The sequence below is a fragment of the Caulobacter sp. 602-2 genome (assembly GCF_011043625.1).
Classification (GTDB): Bacteria; Pseudomonadota; Alphaproteobacteria; order Caulobacterales; family Caulobacteraceae; genus Caulobacter.
In genome coordinates this window covers 1-17,736 of sequence record NZ_JAAKGT010000001.1, presented here as the reverse complement: position 1 = coordinate 17,736, position 17,736 = coordinate 1, and the positions used below count along the sequence as shown (strand labels likewise).

The window sequence follows — 17,736 nt, the reverse complement described above, 5'->3', positions numbered from 1 at the left end:
GCGGGACGCCGACGCCGAAGATTGGCCCTCACATACGAAATTTCGCCGGCCGGATCGACCTTCATGTTGCCGCGCCCCTTCGACCCGCCCCGTCGTCGCGACGGGGCGGGTCGGCCCGGGGCTCTAGGCGCGGGCCGTCTTGAAGCCGCCGGCGGCGACCACGCCGCGGTGCAGGACCACCTGGCGAGGCGTCAGGCGGGCAACCGCCTCGGCCGAGCTGGCGGCGTCGACGAACACGCAGTCGGCCGCATCGCCGGCCTTGGGCCACTGCTGCTGCCCCGTGGGCGACAGCGGCGTGATCCCGCCGGTGGGGATCTTCAGGGCCTGGCCGATGGCCTGCTCGTCCGACCAGCCGTAGAGCTGGCAGGCCAGCTTGGCCTTCTCGAGCACGTCGCCGCTGCCGAACACCGACCAGTGGTCGATGACGCTGTCGGTGCCAGTGAACACCTTGACGCCCGCCGCCTGCAGGGCGGGGATCGGCATCATCCGACCGCCGAACGGCACGGTGGAGGCCACCGACACGCCCGCCGCCGCCATGCGGGCGGCCAGGTCGGTCAGGGCCGGCTTTTCCAGCGACATCAGCGAGAAGCCGTGGCTGATCGTCACCCGGTCCTTCAGCGCCGGATTGCGGGCGGTGATGTCGGTGATGCGCGCGATGGCGGCCACGCCGCTCTCGCCCGGTTCGTGGATGTGGATGTCGACGCCGGCCTTCTCGTCCAGCGCCACCTGCATCATCAGGTCGACCGAGCGCTCCATGCCGCCGTCGACAGTGGTGGGATCGATGCCGCCGACATAGGCCGCGCCCGCCCGCACCGCCTGGCGCATCTGCTGCTCCAGGCCGATGCTGGCGAAGCCGTGCTGCGGGAAGGCGACGATCTCGTAGCCGAAATCGGGCTGGTGACGGTCGAGCGCGGCCTTGAGCTTCTCGACGTGCTTGGTCCCGATCACCGGGTCGACGTTGCACTGGCTGCGGGCGAAGGTCGTGCCATAGCCCTGCAGCAGGGCCACCAGGGCCTCGGCGCGGGGCTCCAGCGTCGGCAGGAGCTCGGGCAGCAGCTTCTGCTCCAGCTTGATCTGGCCGGCGATGCCGCCCTTGCGCTTGCGCGGCGCCTGCCAGGGACCGCCGTAGAAGGTCTTGTCGAGGTGGATGTGCATGTCGCGGAACGACGGCAGCATCAGAAGGCCGCCGGCGTCGTGCACGACCGCGCCGGGCAGGATCGCCGCGCCGGCCGGCAGGACGGCGGCGATCACGCCCTTCTCGATCTTGAGGGTCGCAAGCGCGGTGCGGGTGGCGATGACTTCGTCGCCCTCGCGCTCGTAGCCGGTCTCCAGGCGCACGTTGCGCAGGAAGTACGTCGCGCCCGCCGCCGGCGCCTTGGCCGGGGCGGCGGCGGAGGCCGGCGCGGCCGAAGCGGCGAGGCCCATAGCCCCCGCCGCCAGGCCGCCGGCGCCCAGCAGGGCGCGGCGGGAAAGATCGGCCGCCGGTGCGGCGGAAGCGGAGGGTTGGTTGAACATGCGATCGCTCATATCGGCCTCTAGAACTTGTAGCGGACGCCGAGCTTCACCTGCCAGACGGACTGGGTGTTGAAGCTGGTGGCGGCCTTCGAGGTGAACTTGTCGAACTGGTAGAAATTCCCCTGCCCCGCGGCGCAGCCGACCCCGGTGAACTGGCAGTTGCGGGCCACGATGTTCGACGAGACGTAGGGGTTGGGCACCTGCTGGATCACGCCCCACTTGTTGTTGAGCATGTTCCCCAGGTTCTCGATGTCGACATAGATCTCGGCCTTGGCCGCCTGCGGGAAGAAGGCCGGGGCCTCCTGGCTGATGCGGATGTCGACGGTGGTGACCTCGGGCGACTTGAAGGCGTTGCGCGGCGTGATCTTGCCGGCGTAGTCGATCAGGCCGGTCTTCTGCAGGAAGGCGTTGAAGGCGGCGAAGTCGAAGCCCGGCGCGTAGGAGATGATCGGGTCGCTGGTGGCGGTGACCAGGCCGTTCTGGGTCTTGGGCACGTAGAGCAGCTGGCGATTGCGCGAGGCGTTCGAGCCGTTCTCGCCGACCAGCACGTCGCCGGCCTGGGCGGCGTTGGCGCCGACGTCGAAGGTGTAGCTGAACGGCAGGCCCGAACGGCGCTGGGCGAACAGGCTGATCCCCGTGCGATAGCCCGAGAAGAACTCGCGGCGATAGCTCAGCGACAGCTTGGAGAGGTTGCGGAACTCGTAGTTCGAGGTCGCCAGGGCCGGATCGTTGGGGTCGTCGGTCGCCACGCCGTTGTAGTTGGCCGCCGCCACCGTGCTGATGCCCGGATTGACGTCCTTGGAGTTGATGTAGGTGTGCGAGACCTGGGCGTCCAAGCCGTCCAGCCAGCCGTCCGACCAGCGCTTGCCCAGCGCCACGCCCAGCTGGTCCGTGTGGCCCTTGCCGGTGTTGGTGACGAAGATGTCGTAGCGGTTGTCGCGACCACGCAGGAAGGTCGGGCGGCCGTCCGGGGCGGCGGGGCCGGGATTGGCCTCGCTGTAGAGGTCGCGCCAGGTGACGGCGTCCTTGACCTCGGTGCGGATGTACTCGGCGCTGACCCGCCAGTCGTCGCCGCCGAAGCGTCCCATGTCGAAGTACTTCTGGACGCCAATCGAGGCCTTCCACGACGACTGCGGCTTGAAGTCGGGATCCAGGATGTTGGTCAGCCCCTGCCCGGTCGCGGCGCTGGCGGTGTTGAGCTGCTGCACGGCGGGATTGACGGTCTTGGCGTCGACATTGTTCAGCCCCGCCAGGCAGGCGGCGCTGGCCGTGGCGGTGCGGGCGCAGTTGACGTTACCCAGCACGATGCCGGTGTTGTAGAACGTGTTGGCCGTCCACACGGTGGGCGAGCCGCCGCCGAACAGGCCCACGCCCCCGTAGATGGTCAGGGTCTGATCGGGCTGCCAGTTGAAGCCGAAGCGCGGCTGCAGCAGGCGCTTACCGTCGAGATTGGCGCTGTTGTCCAGGCCGTAGCGGGCCAGGATCACCGGGTTGGCCTGCGGGCTGTCGCTCTGCTCGAACCAGTCGTAGCGCAGGCCCGCCTTGAGGGTCAGGTTCGGCAGGATCGCCCACTCGTCCTGCAGGTAGACGGTGTTCATGGCCGAGTGGATCGTCGCCCCGCCGTGCGCCTTGATGTTGTCGCCGGCGTTGGCGTAGGCCAGCGACGAGGCGCGGCGCGCCTCCAGGTCGGCGATGGAGTCGAAGACGTAGGCGCCGTTGGCGTTCTGGACGAAGACGTCCCAGATCTTCAGCGCCTCGCGCTCATAGCCGCCGGTGATCTTGTGGGCGCCCAGGGTGTAGACGCCCTTGGCGCGGTACTGCTGCAGATAGGTGGTCAGCTCGTTGGCCTGGTAGGAGGCGTCGGTGCCGGCATAAACGCTGGGGCCAGCGCCCGTCCCGTTCACGAACACCCGGAACTGGGCGTAGTCCGTGCCCGCCAGCGGCGTCGAAGGGTTGTCCATCTTCTTGTAGGAGGCCGACAGCTCGGTGGTGAAGTTGTCGGTCCAGTTCGAGAACAGCTGGGCCTTGTAGACGTCGAGATTGTTCTCGCGCTCGATCCACTTCGACAGCAGGCCAAGCGAGGTCGAGGCGCCCGTCAGGGTGTTGCCCGAGGCGTTGAGGTTGGAGCCGTAGGTGCGCTGGTAGGAGACGGTGGCGCGGTGGCGCTCGCTGATATTCCAGTCCAGCTTGATGAAGTACTTCTCGTCGAGATTGCGGAACTGCGAGGCCGAGTAGCCCAGGGGATCGTAGCCGTAGACGCGCTTGATGATCTCGCGCACCTGCTCGGCCTGGGCGACGGTGATCCCCGGAACCTCGTTGGGCATGCCCGAACCGACCGGGCCGGTCAGCGACGGCTCGACGCGCTCGAACTTCTCGTAGTTGGCGGTGAAGAACAGCCGGTCCTTGATGATCGGACCGGTCAGGGTGGCGCCCCAGGTCTTTTCCGAGAACTTGCCGCCCAGGGTGCGCTTCTGGCGCGAACCGTCCTGGAAGTCGTCGTACTCGAACTTCTTGCCTTGCAGGTTCTGGTTGGTGTTCTCGAAGAACACCATGCCGTGGAAGGCGTTGCCGCCCGACTTCGTCGTGGCGTTCATGGTGCAGCCGCCGAACGAGCCGTAGTTGACGTCATAGGGCGCCAGTTCGACGCCCAGGGTCTCGACCACGTCCATCGAGATCGGCGAGCGCTGGGTCGGATAGCCATTGGCCTGCAGGCCGAAGTCGTCGTTCTGGCGCACGCCGTCGATGGTCAGCGAGTTGGAGCGGTTGTTGGCCCCACCGCAGATCAGCGCCTTGCTGTTGGTGGAGTCGATGGCCACGAACGGGTTCATCCGCGCCAGGTCCTTGAGGTCGCGGCTGATCGAGGGAGCCAGCTGGATCTGGGCGGCGCTGAAGTTGGAGCTGGGACCGGTCTTGAGGTCCTTGGCGCCGACCGAGGCGGCGGTGACCACCACCGCGTCGACCGCGCCGCCGTCGAGGGCGAAGTTCAGCTGGAAGGCGTCGCCGGTGTTGACCGAAGGCACCTCGACGGTCTTGGCGCCGTAGGTCTCGGAGCTGGCCGTCACCCGATAGGGACCGCCCGGACGCAGGTTGCGGGCCGAGAAGACGCCGTCGGCGCTGGTGGTCGCCGTGGTGGTCGTGCCCGAGGGGGCGTGGACGATGGTGACCTGGGCGCCGGCCACGGGCGCGCCGGCCTCGTCGGTCAGCCGCCCCTGGATCGCGCCGGTGATCACCTGGGCCTGGACCACCGCGGGCGCGGCCGCCATCGCGATCACCCCGATCGCGGCGCCGGCCGAAAGCCTTCTCATGAACGTCATCGCCATATCCCCTGTTGCGAGTGCGGCGCGCGTATCCCCACGCGGCCGTGTCCTCGGCGGCGGGATCGGCACGGTCGCCGGGCCGCCAGGGACGACTTCAGGGAAACTGGAATTTCGTCGATGATCTAAAACTAAATCGTCGACGATTTGATAAATGAGTGTCGACGTTATGTCTGCCGGTTTTTTTGGCCACGCGGCAGGGCGAGGCGCCCGGCCTTGGGGCGCCGCGGGTCGTCAACTGTTGTTCTGGGGCGGACGGGGAGTCGAAGGATCGTCGACGATCTTCCCAAGGCGGACGATCAAGATTGAATCGACACCCGGCGACGCCAACCATCACCCCGAGCTTCCCCGCGCAGGCGGGGATCCAAACTGCTTTTCGGGAAAAGGCGCAGCCGTGGGCGATCCGCAGAGTCCGCTTGGGTCCCCGCCTACGCGGGGAAGGACGGATTTGGGGGAATGGCAGGGGCAGGAAAGCCCCAGCCCAGCCCTAGATGCGGTCGATCTCGGTCTCGCGCACCCTGCCCGCCTCGTCCTCGAGCGAGAAGCGGTCGCGGGTGGTGACATAGAAGCTGGCCCCGAAGCGGCCAACGGGGAAATAGTCCTGCAGGCTGACGCGCCAGGCCTTGGTGTCGATCAGCCCCTCGCGGGCGTGCAGGTGCAGCACCTTGCCGAAGAAGATCAGCCGGCTGTCGGTGCGGATCGTCTCCCACAGGGCGCATTCGAAGGCGACCGGGGCCTCGGCGATGCGCGGCGGGGCGATCTCGACCGAGGGCGCGGTGGTCAGCCCCACCTTGTCGAGCTCGCTCTGGTAGGCGGGCAGCGCCTCGCCGCAGGCGTGCATCTTGGCGGCGATGGCCTCGTCGGCCAGGTGCACGACGAACTGGCCGGACGCGACGATGTTGGCGGCCGTGTCCTTCAGCCCGCCGGAGGCCAGGAGGTTGATGCTGATCATCACCAGCGGCGGCTCCTCGCCCAGCATGTTGAACATGCTGAAGGGGGCGGCGTTGACCACGCCGTCGGCGTTGATCGTGGTCACCAGGGCGATGGGCCGAGGCACGATCAGGCTCGCCATCAGCTTGTAGCGTTGATAGGCGGTGATGCTGGCGAAATCGACGTGCATGGCGCGGCTCAGGCCAGGTTCAGCATCTGGGCCAGGGTCTTTACCGAGGACGGCCGCTCCAGGCAGATCCGCTCCTCCAGCCCGACCAGGTGGGCGTTCATCGCCGCCACGGCGCGCTTGGCGTCGCCCTTGGAGATGGCGTCGACGATGTCGCAATGCTCCTCGTGCTCGCAGGCGGCGTTGCCGGCCGGCTCGTACAGGGCCACGATCAGCGAGCAGCGCGAGATCAGCTCGGTCAGATAGGCCAGCAGGATCGGGTTGCCGCCCAGGGCCGCCACCCGCAGGTGGAAGTTGCGCGCCGTCTGGGCCCAGGCCGGCTGGTAGGCGTTGGCCATGGCCTCTTCCTCCTGGTGCAGCAGGGCGTGCAGCTCCTCGATGTCCTTGCCGCTGTGGCGCTGGACGGCCAGCTCGACCAGCGCGGCTTCCAGCGCGCGGCGGGCCTCAAAGATCTTGCGGGTCTCCTCGGGCGTCGGGGCGGCGACGACGGCGCCGCGGTTGGGACGCAGCTCGACGATGCGGTCGTGCTCCAGCCGCTGCAGCACCTTGCGCACCACCGCCCGGCTGACGCCGAACAGCGAGCACAGGGCCGGCTCGGGCAGCTTGGTGCCGGGCGGCAGGCGCTGGTTCAGCACCCCGTCGAACACCGACTGGTAGATCCGCTGCTCGACGTCGGCCCCGCCGTCGACGGCGGCGATGCCGGCCATGTCGGTCCGGGCCGGACCGCGGCCGGCCTTGCGCGCGCCGGCGGCGGTCGAGGCGGTCTTGCGCGGCTTGGCCGAAGGCTTCTGGGTCATGAAATCCGCCGAAACTGGTGATTGCGGTTGTAGGCGCCCGCATCGAGCCCGATGCAACCGGGGATCCGCGCCAACCCACCGCCTCAGGGCCACGATGCCGCGATCGCGAGCAGATTTGCAACGACGAATGTCGACTTTCTGCACAGTCAGAATGTCGACGTACATTTCTTCAAATCGTCGACGATTTTATGATCCGATCCGCGAGCGACGCGATTAACTCGCCTTCGAACACGGCCCGCCGCCCACGCGCCGCGCCAGCTCAAGAGGTGTCTCGTGTCGAATCCGTCCCGCCGCATGTTCGCCGTCGGAAGCCTCGCCGTCCTGCTGGCCGCCTGCAAGGGCCAGGGCGGCGCGGGGCCGGTGAAGATCGGCCTGGTCACCGCCCTCTCCGGACAGTCGGCGCGCTCGGGCGAGGCCATCACCCGCGGCCTCACGGTGGCCATCGACGAGATCAACGCCGCCGGCGGCGTGCTGGGCGGGCGCAAGCTGGAACTGGTCCGCCGCGACGACGAGAGCAACCCCGCCCGCGGCGTCACCGCCGCCCGCGAACTGATCCACCGCGAGAAGGTGGCCGTGCTGTTCGGCGGGCTCGACACGCCGGTGGCCCGGGCCATCGTGCCGATCGCCAGCCAAGCCAAGGTTCCCTTCATGGTGCCGTGGGCGGCCGGCACCGCCATCACCCAGAATGGAACCAGCCCCAATTTCGTGTTCCGCGTCTCGGCCGTCGACGAGGAGGTCGACAAGGCCATGGTCGCCTACGCCCGCGAGACCTTCGCCGCCAAGCGTCCGGGCCTGATCCTGCTCAACAACCCCTGGGGCGAGTCCAACGAGAAGGGCCTGAAGGCGGCCCTGGCCGCGGTCGGCTCTCCTCTCGCCGGCGCCGAACGCTTCGAGCCGTCCGACGTCGACGTCACGCCCCAGCTGGGCCGGCTGCGCGCGGCCGGCGCCGACGCGCTGCTGCTGGTCGGCACGGTGGGACCGTCGGCCCAGGTGGTGCGCTCGCTCGACCGCATGGGCTGGAGCGTGCCGGTGGTCTCGCACTGGGGCCCGGCCGGCGGCCGCTTCGGCGAACTGGCCGGCCCCAACGCCGGCCGCGTCACCTTCGTCCAGACCTACAGCTTCGCCGGCCCGGTCACGCCGGCGCGCGACAAGGTGCTGGCCGCGCTGATGGCCAAGTACCCCGACATCAAGTCGCCGGCCGACATCTCGCCGGCCGTGGGCGTGGCCAACGCCTACGACGCCTTGCGGCTGACGGCGCTGGCCATCGACAAGGCCGGCTCGACCGACGGCGACGCCGTGCGCAAGGGCTTTTCCGCCATCGACCGCTACGAGGGCCTGATCAAGACCTACGAGCGCCCGTTCGCCGACGGCCGCCACGACGCCCTGACGCAGAACGACTACGTCTGGGCCCGCTTCGAGGGCGACGCCATCGTACCGGTCCGGCGCGGCTAGGCCATGGATCTCCTGGCTCCCCTCCTCAGCGGCCTGGCGCTCGGCAGCATGTACGGGCTGATCGCGCTGGGCTTTCACATCACCTTCTCGGTCTGCGGCGCGCTGAACTTCGCGCAAGGGACCAGCGCCATGCTGGGCGCGGTGCTGCTGTTCACGCTGGAACGCACGCTGGGCTGGCCCGTCCTGCTGGCCGCGCCGGCGACGATCGCGCTGTGCGGCCTGTATGGCCTGCTGGTCGAGGGGCTGGCGGTGCGGCCGTTCCTCAAGCGCAGGTCCGACGCCTGGCTGATGGCCACCGTCGCCCTGGGCCTGGTCACCGACAACGCCACGCTGTTCCTGTTCGGCACCGAGCCGCGCAGCCTCAGCTCGATCCTGACGGCGTCTTCGGTCAGCCTCGGCGGCGCGTCGCTGGGCGTCTATCCGCTGCACCTGCTGATCCCCGTCGTGGGCCTGGCCGTCGCCGGCGCCCTGCACTGGGTCAGCCGCAAGACCCTGCTGGGCACGGCGGTACTGGCCGTGGCCCAGAACCGCGACGCCGCCAGCCTGATGGGGATCCCCGTGAGCGCGATGATCGCGGCGGCCTTCGCCGTCTCCTCGGCGCTGGCCGGCATGGCCGGCGCCCTGGTCGCGCCGCTGTTCACCATCCAGCCCGACATGGGCGTGGTCCTGGGCCTCAAGGCCTTCGCCGTGGCCATCCTCGGCGGCCTGAAGAACCCGTGGGGGATCATGACCGCGGGCGTGCTGTTCGGCGTGGTCGAGGCCGCGTCCGCCAGCGCACTGGGCTCGGGCTACACCCAGATGCTGACCTTCGGCCTGGTGATCCTGGCCCTGGCCCTGCGCCCCGACGGCCTGCTCGGCCGGGCCGAGGTGCGAAAGGTATGAGCATGCGTTCCTTCGGCTCCACCCTGGCCGCGCTGGGCGCGGTCGTCGTCGCCCTCGTGCTGGCCGGCGGGCTCGACAGCTACTACGCCTTCGTCCTGGGGCAGATCGCCCTGCTGACCATCGTCGGCGTGGGCCTGAACATCCTGGTGGGCCTGAGCGGCCAGATGTCGTTCGGCCATGCCGGCGTCTACGCGATCGGCGCCTATGCGGTGGCGGTGCTGACCACGCGGCTCGGCGTCAGCTTCTGGATCGCCTGGCCGCTGGGCGCGCTGCTGGCTGGCGGCGTCGGCGCGCTGATGGCCATCCCCGCCCTGCGCCTGAAGGGGCCGTACCTGGCGATGGTGACCATCGCGTTCGGCCTGATCGTCGAGCATGGCCTGGTGGAACTGCGCGAGGTCACAGGCGGCCAGAACGGCATTCTCGACATCGCCCCGCCCAGTCTTTTCGGCGCCGCTCTGGACGCCAACGGCATGGCCATGCTGGCGGTGGCCGTGGCGGCCGCCTCGCTTGCGATCTTCGCGCGCCTGTCGGCCGGCGGCTGGGGCGCGGCCATGCGGGCCGTGCGCGACACCGACGTCGCCGCCGCCTCGGTGGGCCTGAACCCCACCGTCATCCGCACCCTGGCCTTCGCCTTGTCGGCTCTGTTCGCCGGCGCCGCCGGCGGCCTCTTCGCGCCGATGGCCGGCTTCGTGACACCCCAGACCTTCAACCTGACCCAGTCGATCCTGTTCGTGCTGGTGGTGGTGCTGGGCGGGTCGGGAGGGCGGCTGGGGCCGTTGCTGGGCGCGCTGGTCGTGGGGCTGCTGCCCGAGCTGCTGTCGGGGTTCGAGGCCTATCGCATCCTGGTGTTCGGGGCGCTGCTGATGGTGGTGCTGTGGCTGGCGCCGCGAGGGCTGGCCGGTCTCTGGGAGGCCCTGCCCTTCAAGCGAAGGCCCGCCGCCGCCCTGATCGCCGGAAGCACGACGACGCTCGCCGACCTGCTGGCCGATCGCCCCCGCGCCGCCCTGCAGGCCGAAGACCTGGGCATGCGCTTCGGCGGCCTGCGCGCGCTGGACGGCGCCCGCTTCTCGCTGCCGCCGGGCCGGGTGACGGCCCTGATCGGTCCCAACGGCGCGGGCAAGTCGACGGTGATGAACCTGCTCAGCGGCTTCTATCGCCCCACCGACGGCCGCTGCCTGCTGGGCGCGGCGCCCCTGCCCCGCCAGGCCTTCGCCGCCGCGCGCGCCGGGGTGGCGCGCTCCTACCAGACCTCGCAGGTGTTCCAGAGCCTCAGCGTCGAGGACAACGTGCTGCTGGCCGCCCGCCGGGGCCGCCTCGGCGCGCCGCTGGCTCGCTTCGCCGCGAAGGCCCAGCGTGAACGCGCCCGCGCCCTGCTGGCCGCCTGCGGCTACGCCGGCGACCCGACGCTCCCCGCCGGAGACCTGGCTCATGTCGATCGCCGCCTCGTCGAGATCGCCCGCGCCCTGGCGCTGGATCCCGACGTGCTGCTGCTGGACGAACCGGCCGCCGGCCTGTCGCAGGAGGACAAGCGCCTCCTGGCCGTGCTGCTGAAGGACATCGCGCGCGCCGGCGTCGCCGTCGGTCTGATCGAGCATGACATGGGCCTGGTGATGGGCGTGTCCGACGCCGTCGTGGTGCTGAACGCCGGCGTGCAGATCGCGCAGGGAACGCCGGGCGACATCCAGGCCGATCCGGCGGTGCGCGCGGCCTATCTCGGCGCGGCCCCGGCCTCGGCGCCCGTCGACCGCGGCCCCGTCAGCCGCCTGGACGCCCTGCGCGTGGTCAACCTGACCGCCGGCTATGGCGCCGCGCCCGTGCTGTCGGGCGTCGAGATCGAGGTCCGCCAGGGCGAGGCCGTGGCCCTGCTGGGCGCCAACGGCGCGGGCAAGTCGACCCTGATGCGGGTGATCGCCGGCCTGCACCCTGCCGCCGAGGGCCAGGTCGCCTTCGAGGGCGGACTGCTGAACGGCCGTTCCGCCAACGAGCGCGTGCGCCGCGGCGTGGTGCTGTCGCCCGAGGGTCGGCAGGTGTTCCCCGAGCTGACGGTGCGCGACAACATCCGCCTGGGCGCCTTCCTCGACCGCCGCGACCTGGAGGCCCGCACCCAGGAGATGCTGGCCCGCTTCCCGCGCCTCGCCGAACGCCTGCACCAGCGGGCCGGCCTGCTTTCCGGCGGCGAGCAGCAGATGCTGGCCCTGGCCCGCGCCCTGATGAGCCGGCCCAAGGTGCTGCTGCTGGACGAGCCGTCGCTGGGCCTCGCCCCACGCGTGATCGACGAAATCTTCGCCGCCTTCCGCGACCTGCGCGACCAGGACCTGACGCTGCTGATCGTCGACCAGATGGCCGGGCTGGCGCTGTCGGTCTCCGACCGGGCCTATGTGCTCAGCGGCGGCCGGATCGTGGCCCAGGGGACCGCCGCGCAGATCGCCGCCGATCCGGCGGTGAACACGGCCTATCTCGGCGGCTGAACGGAGTCACGATCATGCCTTCGCGCAAGATTAGTTCTATCGACGCCGAACGAATCCGCGCGAAACCGCCGGCATGCCGCCCACGATCTCCGCCGCCTCCTCCCTCGCCTTCGGCCCGTTCACGCTCGATCGCGAACGGCGCCTGCTGAGCGCGGGCGGCCAGCCGGTGGCGATCGGCAGCCGGGCGCTGGACATCCTGCTGGCCCTGATCGACGCCGACGGCGGCCTCCTGAGCAAGGACCAGTTGCTGGCGCGGGTCTGGGCCGACGTCGTGGTCGACGAGAGCACCCTGCGCGTCCACATCGCGGGCCTGCGCAAGGCGCTGGGCGATGGCCGCGACGGCGCCCGCTACGTGCTCAACGAGCAAGGGCGCGGCTATCGCTTCGTCGCCCCCGTCACCCGTCCCGACGCGGAACCGGCCGCGCCGCCGCCCCCGCCGCCCGCCACGGCCCGCCCCCGGAGCGGCGCACGGCGCATCGTCGGGCGAGACGCCATCGTCGATAGCCTGGTCCAGCTGCTGCCCGAGCGCGGCTTCATGACGGTGATCGGGCCCGGCGGCATCGGCAAGACGACGGTGGCGACCGCCGTCGCCGAGCGCGTGGCCCAAGCCCAGGGCCTGCCCTGGGTGTTCGTCGACCTGGCCCCCGTCGCCCAGTCCGAGCTCGTGGCCGGAACCTGCGCGGCCGCCCTCGACCTGCCCGGCTCGGGCCGCGAGGCCCTGGCCGCCGTCGTCGCGCGGCTTTCGCAGGCTCCTGCAGTGCTGGTGCTCGACAACTGCGAGCACGTGGTCGACGCCGCCGCCGACCTGGCCCAGGCCATCCACCAGGACGCGCCCGAAACCCTGCTGCTGGCCACCAGCCGCGAGGCGCTGCGGGCCGAGGGCGAGTGGGTGCACCGCCTGCAGACCCTGCCCGCGCCGACGGACGAAACGGTCGACGCGCGGACCGCCGCCGGCTTCGCGGCCGTGCAGCTGTTCGTGGAGCGCGCCCGCGCCAGCGACGACGCCTTCGCCCTGACCGACGCCAACGCCGGCGCCGTGGCCGAGATCTGCCGCCGGCTGGACGGCATGCCGCTGGCGCTGGAACTGGCCGCCGCCCGCATCGACATGATGAGCGCCGCCGAGCTGGCGGCCAATCTCGACGACCGCTTCGGCCTCTTGACCAAGGGCCGGCGCACCGCCCTGCCCCGCCAACAGACCCTGCGGGCCACGCTGGACTGGAGCTACGGCCTGTTGCCGGCCGACGGCCGCGCGGTGCTGGACCGCCTGAGCCTGTTCGCAGGCAGCTTCCCGATGGAGGCCGCCCGCGCGGTCGCCGCTGACGAGGGCCTGGACCGTCACGCCGTGCTCGACGTCGTCACCGCCCTGGCGCGCAAGTCGCTGCTGGCCGTCGACGCCTCGGGGCCAGCCACCCTCTATCGCCTGCTCGACACCACCCGCGCCTATGCCCGCGAGACCCTGGCCGCGCGCCCGGACGCCGGCGAGACCGCCCGCCGCCACGCCGAATACTGCTGCGCGCAGCTGGCCGACACCGACAGCGCCTGGGAGGGCCGGGCCCGCCGCGAATGGCTGGCCGAGAAGAGCCGCCTGGTCGACGACGTGCGCGCCGCGCTCGCCTGGGCCTTCTCGCCGGCCGGCGACCTGCCGCTGGCCATCCGCCTGACCGTGGTCTCGGCGGCGCTCTGGTTCCATCTCAGCCTGCCGCGCGAGTTCCTGACCCTGGTCGAGACGGCGCTGAAGAGGATCGCCGACACCGGCATGGCCGGCTCGGCCGACGAGGTCGAGTTGCTGACCGCGCAAGGCCACGCCCTGTGGCACACCCATGGCCCGACGACGGCCATGGAGACGGCCTTCGCCCGCGCCCTGGCGATCGCCGAGGCGCTGGACGATCCGGGCCTCAGGCTGCGGGCCGGCTGGGGCCGCTGGGCCCAGGCCATCCTGGCCGGGCGCTACGCCGACTGCGCCGTGTTCGCCGACAGCTTCCAGGACATCGCCCGGGCCGTCGGGGATCCGGCCGCCCTGCAGACCGCCGACCACATGCAGGCCCTGCGCCACCACTTCTCGGGCGACCAGAGCACGGCTCTGGCGCTCGTCGAGCGGGTGATCGCCACCCACACCGGCCCGGTGGTGGCAAACCAGGCCAACCACGCCCAGGTCAACGACACGGTCGCGGCCCATGCCCTGAAGATGCGGATCCTGTGGCTGCAGGGCGAGTCCGCTCAGGCCCTGCACCTGGCCCAGGAGACGGCCGACGCCGCCCTGGCCACCGACCACGACCTGACCATCTGCTACGGCCTGGCCGTGGGCGCCGTGCCTGTCGCCCTGTGGACCGGGCAGGCCGACCTAGCCCGTCACTGGACGGATCGCCTGCTGGAGCGGGCGCGTGGCCGCGGCGTGCGGTTCTGGGAGCTTTGGGGCCAGGGCTATCTGGCCGCCCTCGATCCTTCGACGCGCACGCCCGCCGAAGCCTTCCCCATGCAGATCGAGTGCTTCGCCGCCTCGGACGCGGGGCTGGTCGACGCCGCCATGCTGGCCAGGCTGGACGACGAGCCCGCCACCTGGGTCAGGCCCGAGCTGATGCGCCTTGCGGCCCTGGCCGGCGATCCGGCCAAGCGTGAAAACCGCCTGCACGCGGCCCTCGACCTGGCCCGCGCCCAGAACGCCGGCGCCTGGACCCTGCGGACCGCCATCTCCCTGGCCGAGCCCGGCCGGGTGCGCGAGGCGCTGGAGGCCCTGCCCGACGTTCCCGGCTGCCCCGATCGCCAGGCCGCCCGGGCGCTGCTTGGCACGACCTGAACGCACCTCGCAACACTTCGCCAGGCAACTGATTTTCCTGACGTTTTCCAACTTAACAACTCTACACAAGGCTTAACTCACGCTCGGCGGAGGACCTTGGCATCGTAGTTTCACACCGGCGGCGAGCCGGGCGCTGAAAGGAACGTCGCCATGTCTTTCGAACCCATGATCCCCGTCGCCGCCGCGTCCGGCTTCGATCGCGTCATCGACCTGCAGGCCGGCGCCCTGCCCGACCTGATCGCCGGCCTGCTGGCCGACGCCCGCGCCGCCGCCCGCGACGACCGCCTGGCCGCCGAGCGCCGGGTGCGCGAGGCGATCGAACTGGTGCAGCGCGAGGGCAAGCGCCTGCTGGACGACGCGCGCCCAGCGCCCGTCACCGGCGGTCTCGCCCCCTGGCAGGTCCGCCGCGTTGACGCCCACCTCGCCGCCAACCTGGACGCGCCGGTCAAGGTGTCGGACCTGGCCGCCCTGGTCCGCCTCAGCGTCAGCCACTTCTCGCGCGCGTTCGCGGTCAGCTACGGCGGCGGGGCCCGCGAACACATCATCCAGCGCCGCCTGGAGCGCGCCCGCGAGATGATGGTCGAGACCGACGAGCCGCTGGGCCAGATCGCCGCCGCCTGCGGCTTCGCCGACCAGGCGCACTTCTCCAACCGCTTCCGTCGGGCCTTCGAGACCAGCCCGCTGGTCTGGCGGCGCCTGCACCAGCGCGACCAGGCGACCTCGATCGGCCTGGCCGACGCGGCCCTGGCCTGAGGACCCCGCCTTGTCCCGCAACGCCCCCTCCGCCGGCCCGGTGCTGACCCCCGGCTCGGCCCATCCGGTGCTGGATCCCGTCACCCAGCAGTTCGTCGACGAGCGCCAGGACCGCGGCGCGCCGCCCCTGCGCGACCAGCCGCTGACGACCGTGCGCGAAGCCTTCGCCCTGGCCCAGGCCCCGCAGTCGGACCTGCCCGAGGCGGAGGTCCTCGACCTGATGCTGCATCTTGCCGACGGCCAGCGGCTGCCGGTCCGCATCCTGCGTCCGCCGGGCCACGCCGGCGCCCTGCCGGTCGTGCTCTATCTGCACGGCGGCGGCTGGATCATGGGCGGCGCAAGCACGCACGAGCGGCTGATGCGGCGCCTAGCGCTGGGCGCCGCGGCCGCCGTCGTGCAGGTCGGCTACGCCCTGGCGCCCGAGGCCAGGCATCCGGCCCAGGTCGAGCAGGCCCACGCCGCGCTGCTGGCGCTCATTGAGCGCGCCGGGAGCCTGGGCCTCGACACCGGCCGCCTGGCCCTGGCCGGCGACGGCGCGGGCGGCGCGATCGCCGCGGTCCTGGCGCTGAGGCTGGGGATCGCGGGCGGCCCGGCGCTGGCGGGCCAGGCCCTGCTGTGCCCGATCACCGCGCCGGTGGGCCAAAGCGCCTCCAGCCAGGCCTTCGCCGAAGGGCCCGGGCCCACCGCCGACGACCTGCGCTACTGCGAGGCCTGTCTGGCGGCGAGCCCCGACGACGAGACGCCGGCCTTCGTGCTCGACACGCCGCTGCGCCGCCTTTCGGCCCTGCCGCCCACCCTGGTGATCACCGCCGAGGCCGACGTCACCCGCGACGACGCCGAAGCCTACGCCCGCAAGCTGATGCGGGCCGGCGTCGAGGTCACGGCGCTGCGGATGGTCGGCGCCATCCACGACTTCATGGTGCTGGAAGCCCTGCGCGACGCCCCGCCCACCAAGGCGGCGGTGGGCGCGACGATCGGCTTCCTGCGAACGGTGCTGGCCGCCCGCCGCTAGAACTCCAGCTGCAGCCGCGCCTGGGCGACGGTGACGTCGGCGTCGAGCTGCGCGCCGGCGACCGGGCGGTTGTCGATCCTGGCGCGCGTCAGGTTCCCGCTCAGCCGGACATAGGCGTAGGGGTACCAGTTGGCGCCCAGCGTCACCGCCCGATAGGTCCCGGCGGTGGCCAGGCCCGTCTGCGCGCTCAGGGCGGCGACGCCGTTGGCGCCCATGTCGCTGAAGTCGGCGTAGTCGTAGCGCGCGGCGAACTCCAGCGCGCCGAAGCCGCCGCGGTCGAGCGGATGGGCCACCCGGATGCGCCCGAACGAGCCGTTGGGGTTGTAGGGCCGGGTCTCGCCCGTCGCGAACCAGCTGGCCGAGCCGTAGGCCGTGACGATGTCGAAGTTGGGTCCGCCCAGGGCCTGGCTGACGTCGGTCCCGATACGGTCGACCCGGATCCTGGCCGCCTCGCCCTGCAGCGACAGGGCGTGATGCACCCAGGCCGCCTCGAGGCCCACCGTGGTGTCGCCGTCGCCGACCGCGCCGGTCGAGAACAGGGTCGCGCCGCTCGACGCCTGCGGACGGAAGGCGGTGTTGGCCGCCGCCGAATAGGTAAACCCGGTCTCCCCGCCCCGGTCGCGCCGCCGCACCCAGGCCCCCAGGTGCAGGCGGTCGTCCGGCGACAGCTGCGGCGACCAGGTGGCGCGCACCGTGGCCCCCAGGCGCTCGACCGCCTGGTTGGGATCATAACCGCCGACGGCGTCGGTGCGGTTGATGTTGTCGCCCTGCAGCGCCCCCCACAGCGACCAGTTGGTCCCGGTCCGCACCGCCTGCAGCGACAGCGCGTAGCCGGCGTCGATCACGTCGCCGAAGGCGCCGCGCTCCATGAAGGTCATCGACTTGAACGAGGTCAGCCCTTCCAGCGAGGCGGCCTTCTGGTTGCCGATCAGGAGACTGGTCTGCTTGTCGAGGCGATAGTCGATGATGGCGTCGTCCCAGCCCCAGGCGCCGCCGCTGACCGCGCCGCCCTCCAGGCGATAGCCCCAGCGGCCGTTCTGCCCCTCGACGCCGAGGAACAGCTGCCGGGCCTTGAACTGGCGGGCGTGATAGTCGGCCAGGCCGTCGCGCCGGGCGGTGGCGTCGACGGCGTCCAGCAGGATCCGGCCGCGCAGCTTGAAGGTCGCGCCCGATGGATCGGTGAAGCGCGGCGCGTTCTCCCACCGCATCGGCTCGGGCTTGGGCGGCGCGGCCGGCGTGGGCGCGACAGGTTGGGCGGCGGGCCGGGCCGTGGGCTGGACGACGGCGGGGGGCGCGGTCGGAACGGCGGCCTGGCGCTCCAAGACGTCGATCCGCGCCTGCATGGCCTGGATCTGGGCTTTCAGGAGCGCCAGGTCGGCGTCCTCGGCGTGGGCCGCGCCGACGGCGCTGACGGCCACGAGGGCCGTGGTGGCGAAAAGCATGCGCATGGGCGTGTTCTCCCCGCCTCCCGCGCATGGCGCGGGAGGGAGACGAAGGGACGGAAGGGCCGCCGCCTGCGGGCGGCCCCGTTGCGGGAGGGTCTATTCGGCCGGCGCCGGGGCCGGCAGCGGCTCGGCGTCCAGCGGGGCGGCGCGGCCGGCCAGGGCGGCGTCCAGCTGCTCCTTGTCCAAG

General features: G+C 71.5%; 11 protein-coding genes and 1 pseudogene. 7 read left to right on the top strand and 5 right to left on the bottom strand.

What is annotated here, in order from left to right; translation table 11 throughout:
• Positions 1-123: 123 nt before the first annotated feature.
• The 4 genes from G5B46_RS00055 to G5B46_RS00040 form a co-directional block, all read right to left on the bottom strand.
• Positions 124-1,527, bottom strand: a complete 1,404-nt coding sequence (locus tag G5B46_RS00055) for an amidohydrolase (RefSeq protein ID WP_205691413.1) — start codon at positions 1,525-1,527, stop codon at positions 124-126.
• An 8-nt stretch (positions 1,528-1,535) separates the two neighbouring features.
• Positions 1,536-4,820, bottom strand: a complete 3,285-nt coding sequence (locus tag G5B46_RS00050) for a TonB-dependent receptor (protein ID WP_205691412.1) — start codon at positions 4,818-4,820, stop codon at positions 1,536-1,538.
• Positions 4,821-5,316: 496 nt separating this feature from the next.
• Positions 5,317-5,949: a flavin reductase family protein gene (locus G5B46_RS00045; protein ID WP_165255033.1), complete on the bottom strand. Its 633-nt coding sequence runs from the start codon at positions 5,947-5,949 to the stop codon at positions 5,317-5,319.
• 8 nt (positions 5,950-5,957) lie between these two features.
• Positions 5,958-6,743 carry a GntR family transcriptional regulator gene (locus G5B46_RS00040; protein WP_165255031.1) on the bottom strand — a complete coding sequence of 262 codons (786 nt, stop codon included), beginning with the start codon at positions 6,741-6,743 and terminating at the stop codon, positions 5,958-5,960.
• A gap of 273 nt (positions 6,744-7,016) precedes the next feature.
• Between G5B46_RS00040 and G5B46_RS00035 the strand changes: the two genes are divergently transcribed.
• From G5B46_RS00035 to G5B46_RS00010, 7 genes and pseudogenes are all read left to right on the top strand, one after another.
• Positions 7,017-8,195, top strand: coding sequence for an ABC transporter substrate-binding protein (locus G5B46_RS00035; protein ID WP_205691411.1), 1,179 nt, complete (start codon positions 7,017-7,019; stop codon positions 8,193-8,195).
• Between the two features lie 3 nt (positions 8,196-8,198).
• Positions 8,199-9,077, top strand: coding sequence for a branched-chain amino acid ABC transporter permease (locus G5B46_RS00030; protein WP_165255030.1), 879 nt, complete (start codon positions 8,199-8,201; stop codon positions 9,075-9,077).
• Positions 9,074-10,573, top strand: a pseudogene (locus G5B46_RS24790) (ATP-binding cassette domain-containing protein); the annotation flags it as partial. The gene G5B46_RS00030 and the pseudogene G5B46_RS24790, both read left to right, overlap by 4 nt.
• Before the next feature lie 276 nt (positions 10,574-10,849).
• On the top strand, positions 10,850-11,545 hold the full coding sequence (locus tag G5B46_RS24785; protein WP_346764868.1) for an ABC transporter ATP-binding protein: 696 nt from the start codon (positions 10,850-10,852) through the stop codon (positions 11,543-11,545).
• 73 nt (positions 11,546-11,618) lie between these two features.
• Positions 11,619-14,339, top strand: coding sequence for a winged helix-turn-helix domain-containing protein (locus G5B46_RS00020; protein ID WP_205691410.1), 2,721 nt, complete (start codon positions 11,619-11,621; stop codon positions 14,337-14,339).
• Positions 14,340-14,489: 150 nt separating this feature from the next.
• The gene (locus tag G5B46_RS00015) at positions 14,490-15,092 is read left to right on the top strand and encodes an AraC family transcriptional regulator (protein WP_165255026.1); all 603 of its coding nucleotides are present in this window, start codon (positions 14,490-14,492) and stop codon (positions 15,090-15,092) included.
• Between the two features lie 10 nt (positions 15,093-15,102).
• A complete protein-coding gene (locus G5B46_RS00010) occupies positions 15,103-16,104 on the top strand; it encodes an alpha/beta hydrolase (protein ID WP_165255024.1) in 1,002 nt (333 codons plus the stop codon).
• Here G5B46_RS00010 and G5B46_RS00005 read toward each other — a convergent pair.
• Positions 16,101-17,552: a porin gene (locus tag G5B46_RS00005; RefSeq protein WP_165255022.1), complete on the bottom strand. Its 1,452-nt coding sequence runs from the start codon at positions 17,550-17,552 to the stop codon at positions 16,101-16,103. The genes G5B46_RS00010 and G5B46_RS00005 overlap by 4 nt on opposite strands.
• Positions 17,553-17,736 lie beyond the last annotated feature (184 nt).

What these genes read in the sequence shown, in the direction of transcription:
- G5B46_RS00055 (WP_205691413.1), bottom strand. Translation starts at nt 1,527, where the DNA reads ATGAGCGATCGCATGTTCAACCAACCCTCCGCTTCCGCCGCACCGGCG.
- G5B46_RS00050 (WP_205691412.1), bottom strand. Translation starts at nt 4,820, where the DNA reads ATGAGAAGGCTTTCGGCCGGCGCCGCGATCGGGGTGATCGCGATGGCG.
- G5B46_RS00045 (WP_165255033.1), bottom strand. Translation starts at nt 5,949, where the DNA reads ATGCACGTCGATTTCGCCAGCATCACCGCCTATCAACGCTACAAGCTG.
- G5B46_RS00040 (WP_165255031.1), bottom strand. Translation starts at nt 6,743, where the DNA reads ATGACCCAGAAGCCTTCGGCCAAGCCGCGCAAGACCGCCTCGACCGCC.
- G5B46_RS00030 (WP_165255030.1), top strand. Translation starts at nt 8,199, where the DNA reads ATGGATCTCCTGGCTCCCCTCCTCAGCGGCCTGGCGCTCGGCAGCATG.
- G5B46_RS00020 (WP_205691410.1), top strand. Translation starts at nt 11,619, where the DNA reads ATGCCGCCCACGATCTCCGCCGCCTCCTCCCTCGCCTTCGGCCCGTTC.
- G5B46_RS00015 (WP_165255026.1), top strand. Translation starts at nt 14,490, where the DNA reads ATGTCTTTCGAACCCATGATCCCCGTCGCCGCCGCGTCCGGCTTCGAT.
- G5B46_RS00005 (WP_165255022.1), bottom strand. Translation starts at nt 17,552, where the DNA reads ATGCGCATGCTTTTCGCCACCACGGCCCTCGTGGCCGTCAGCGCCGTC.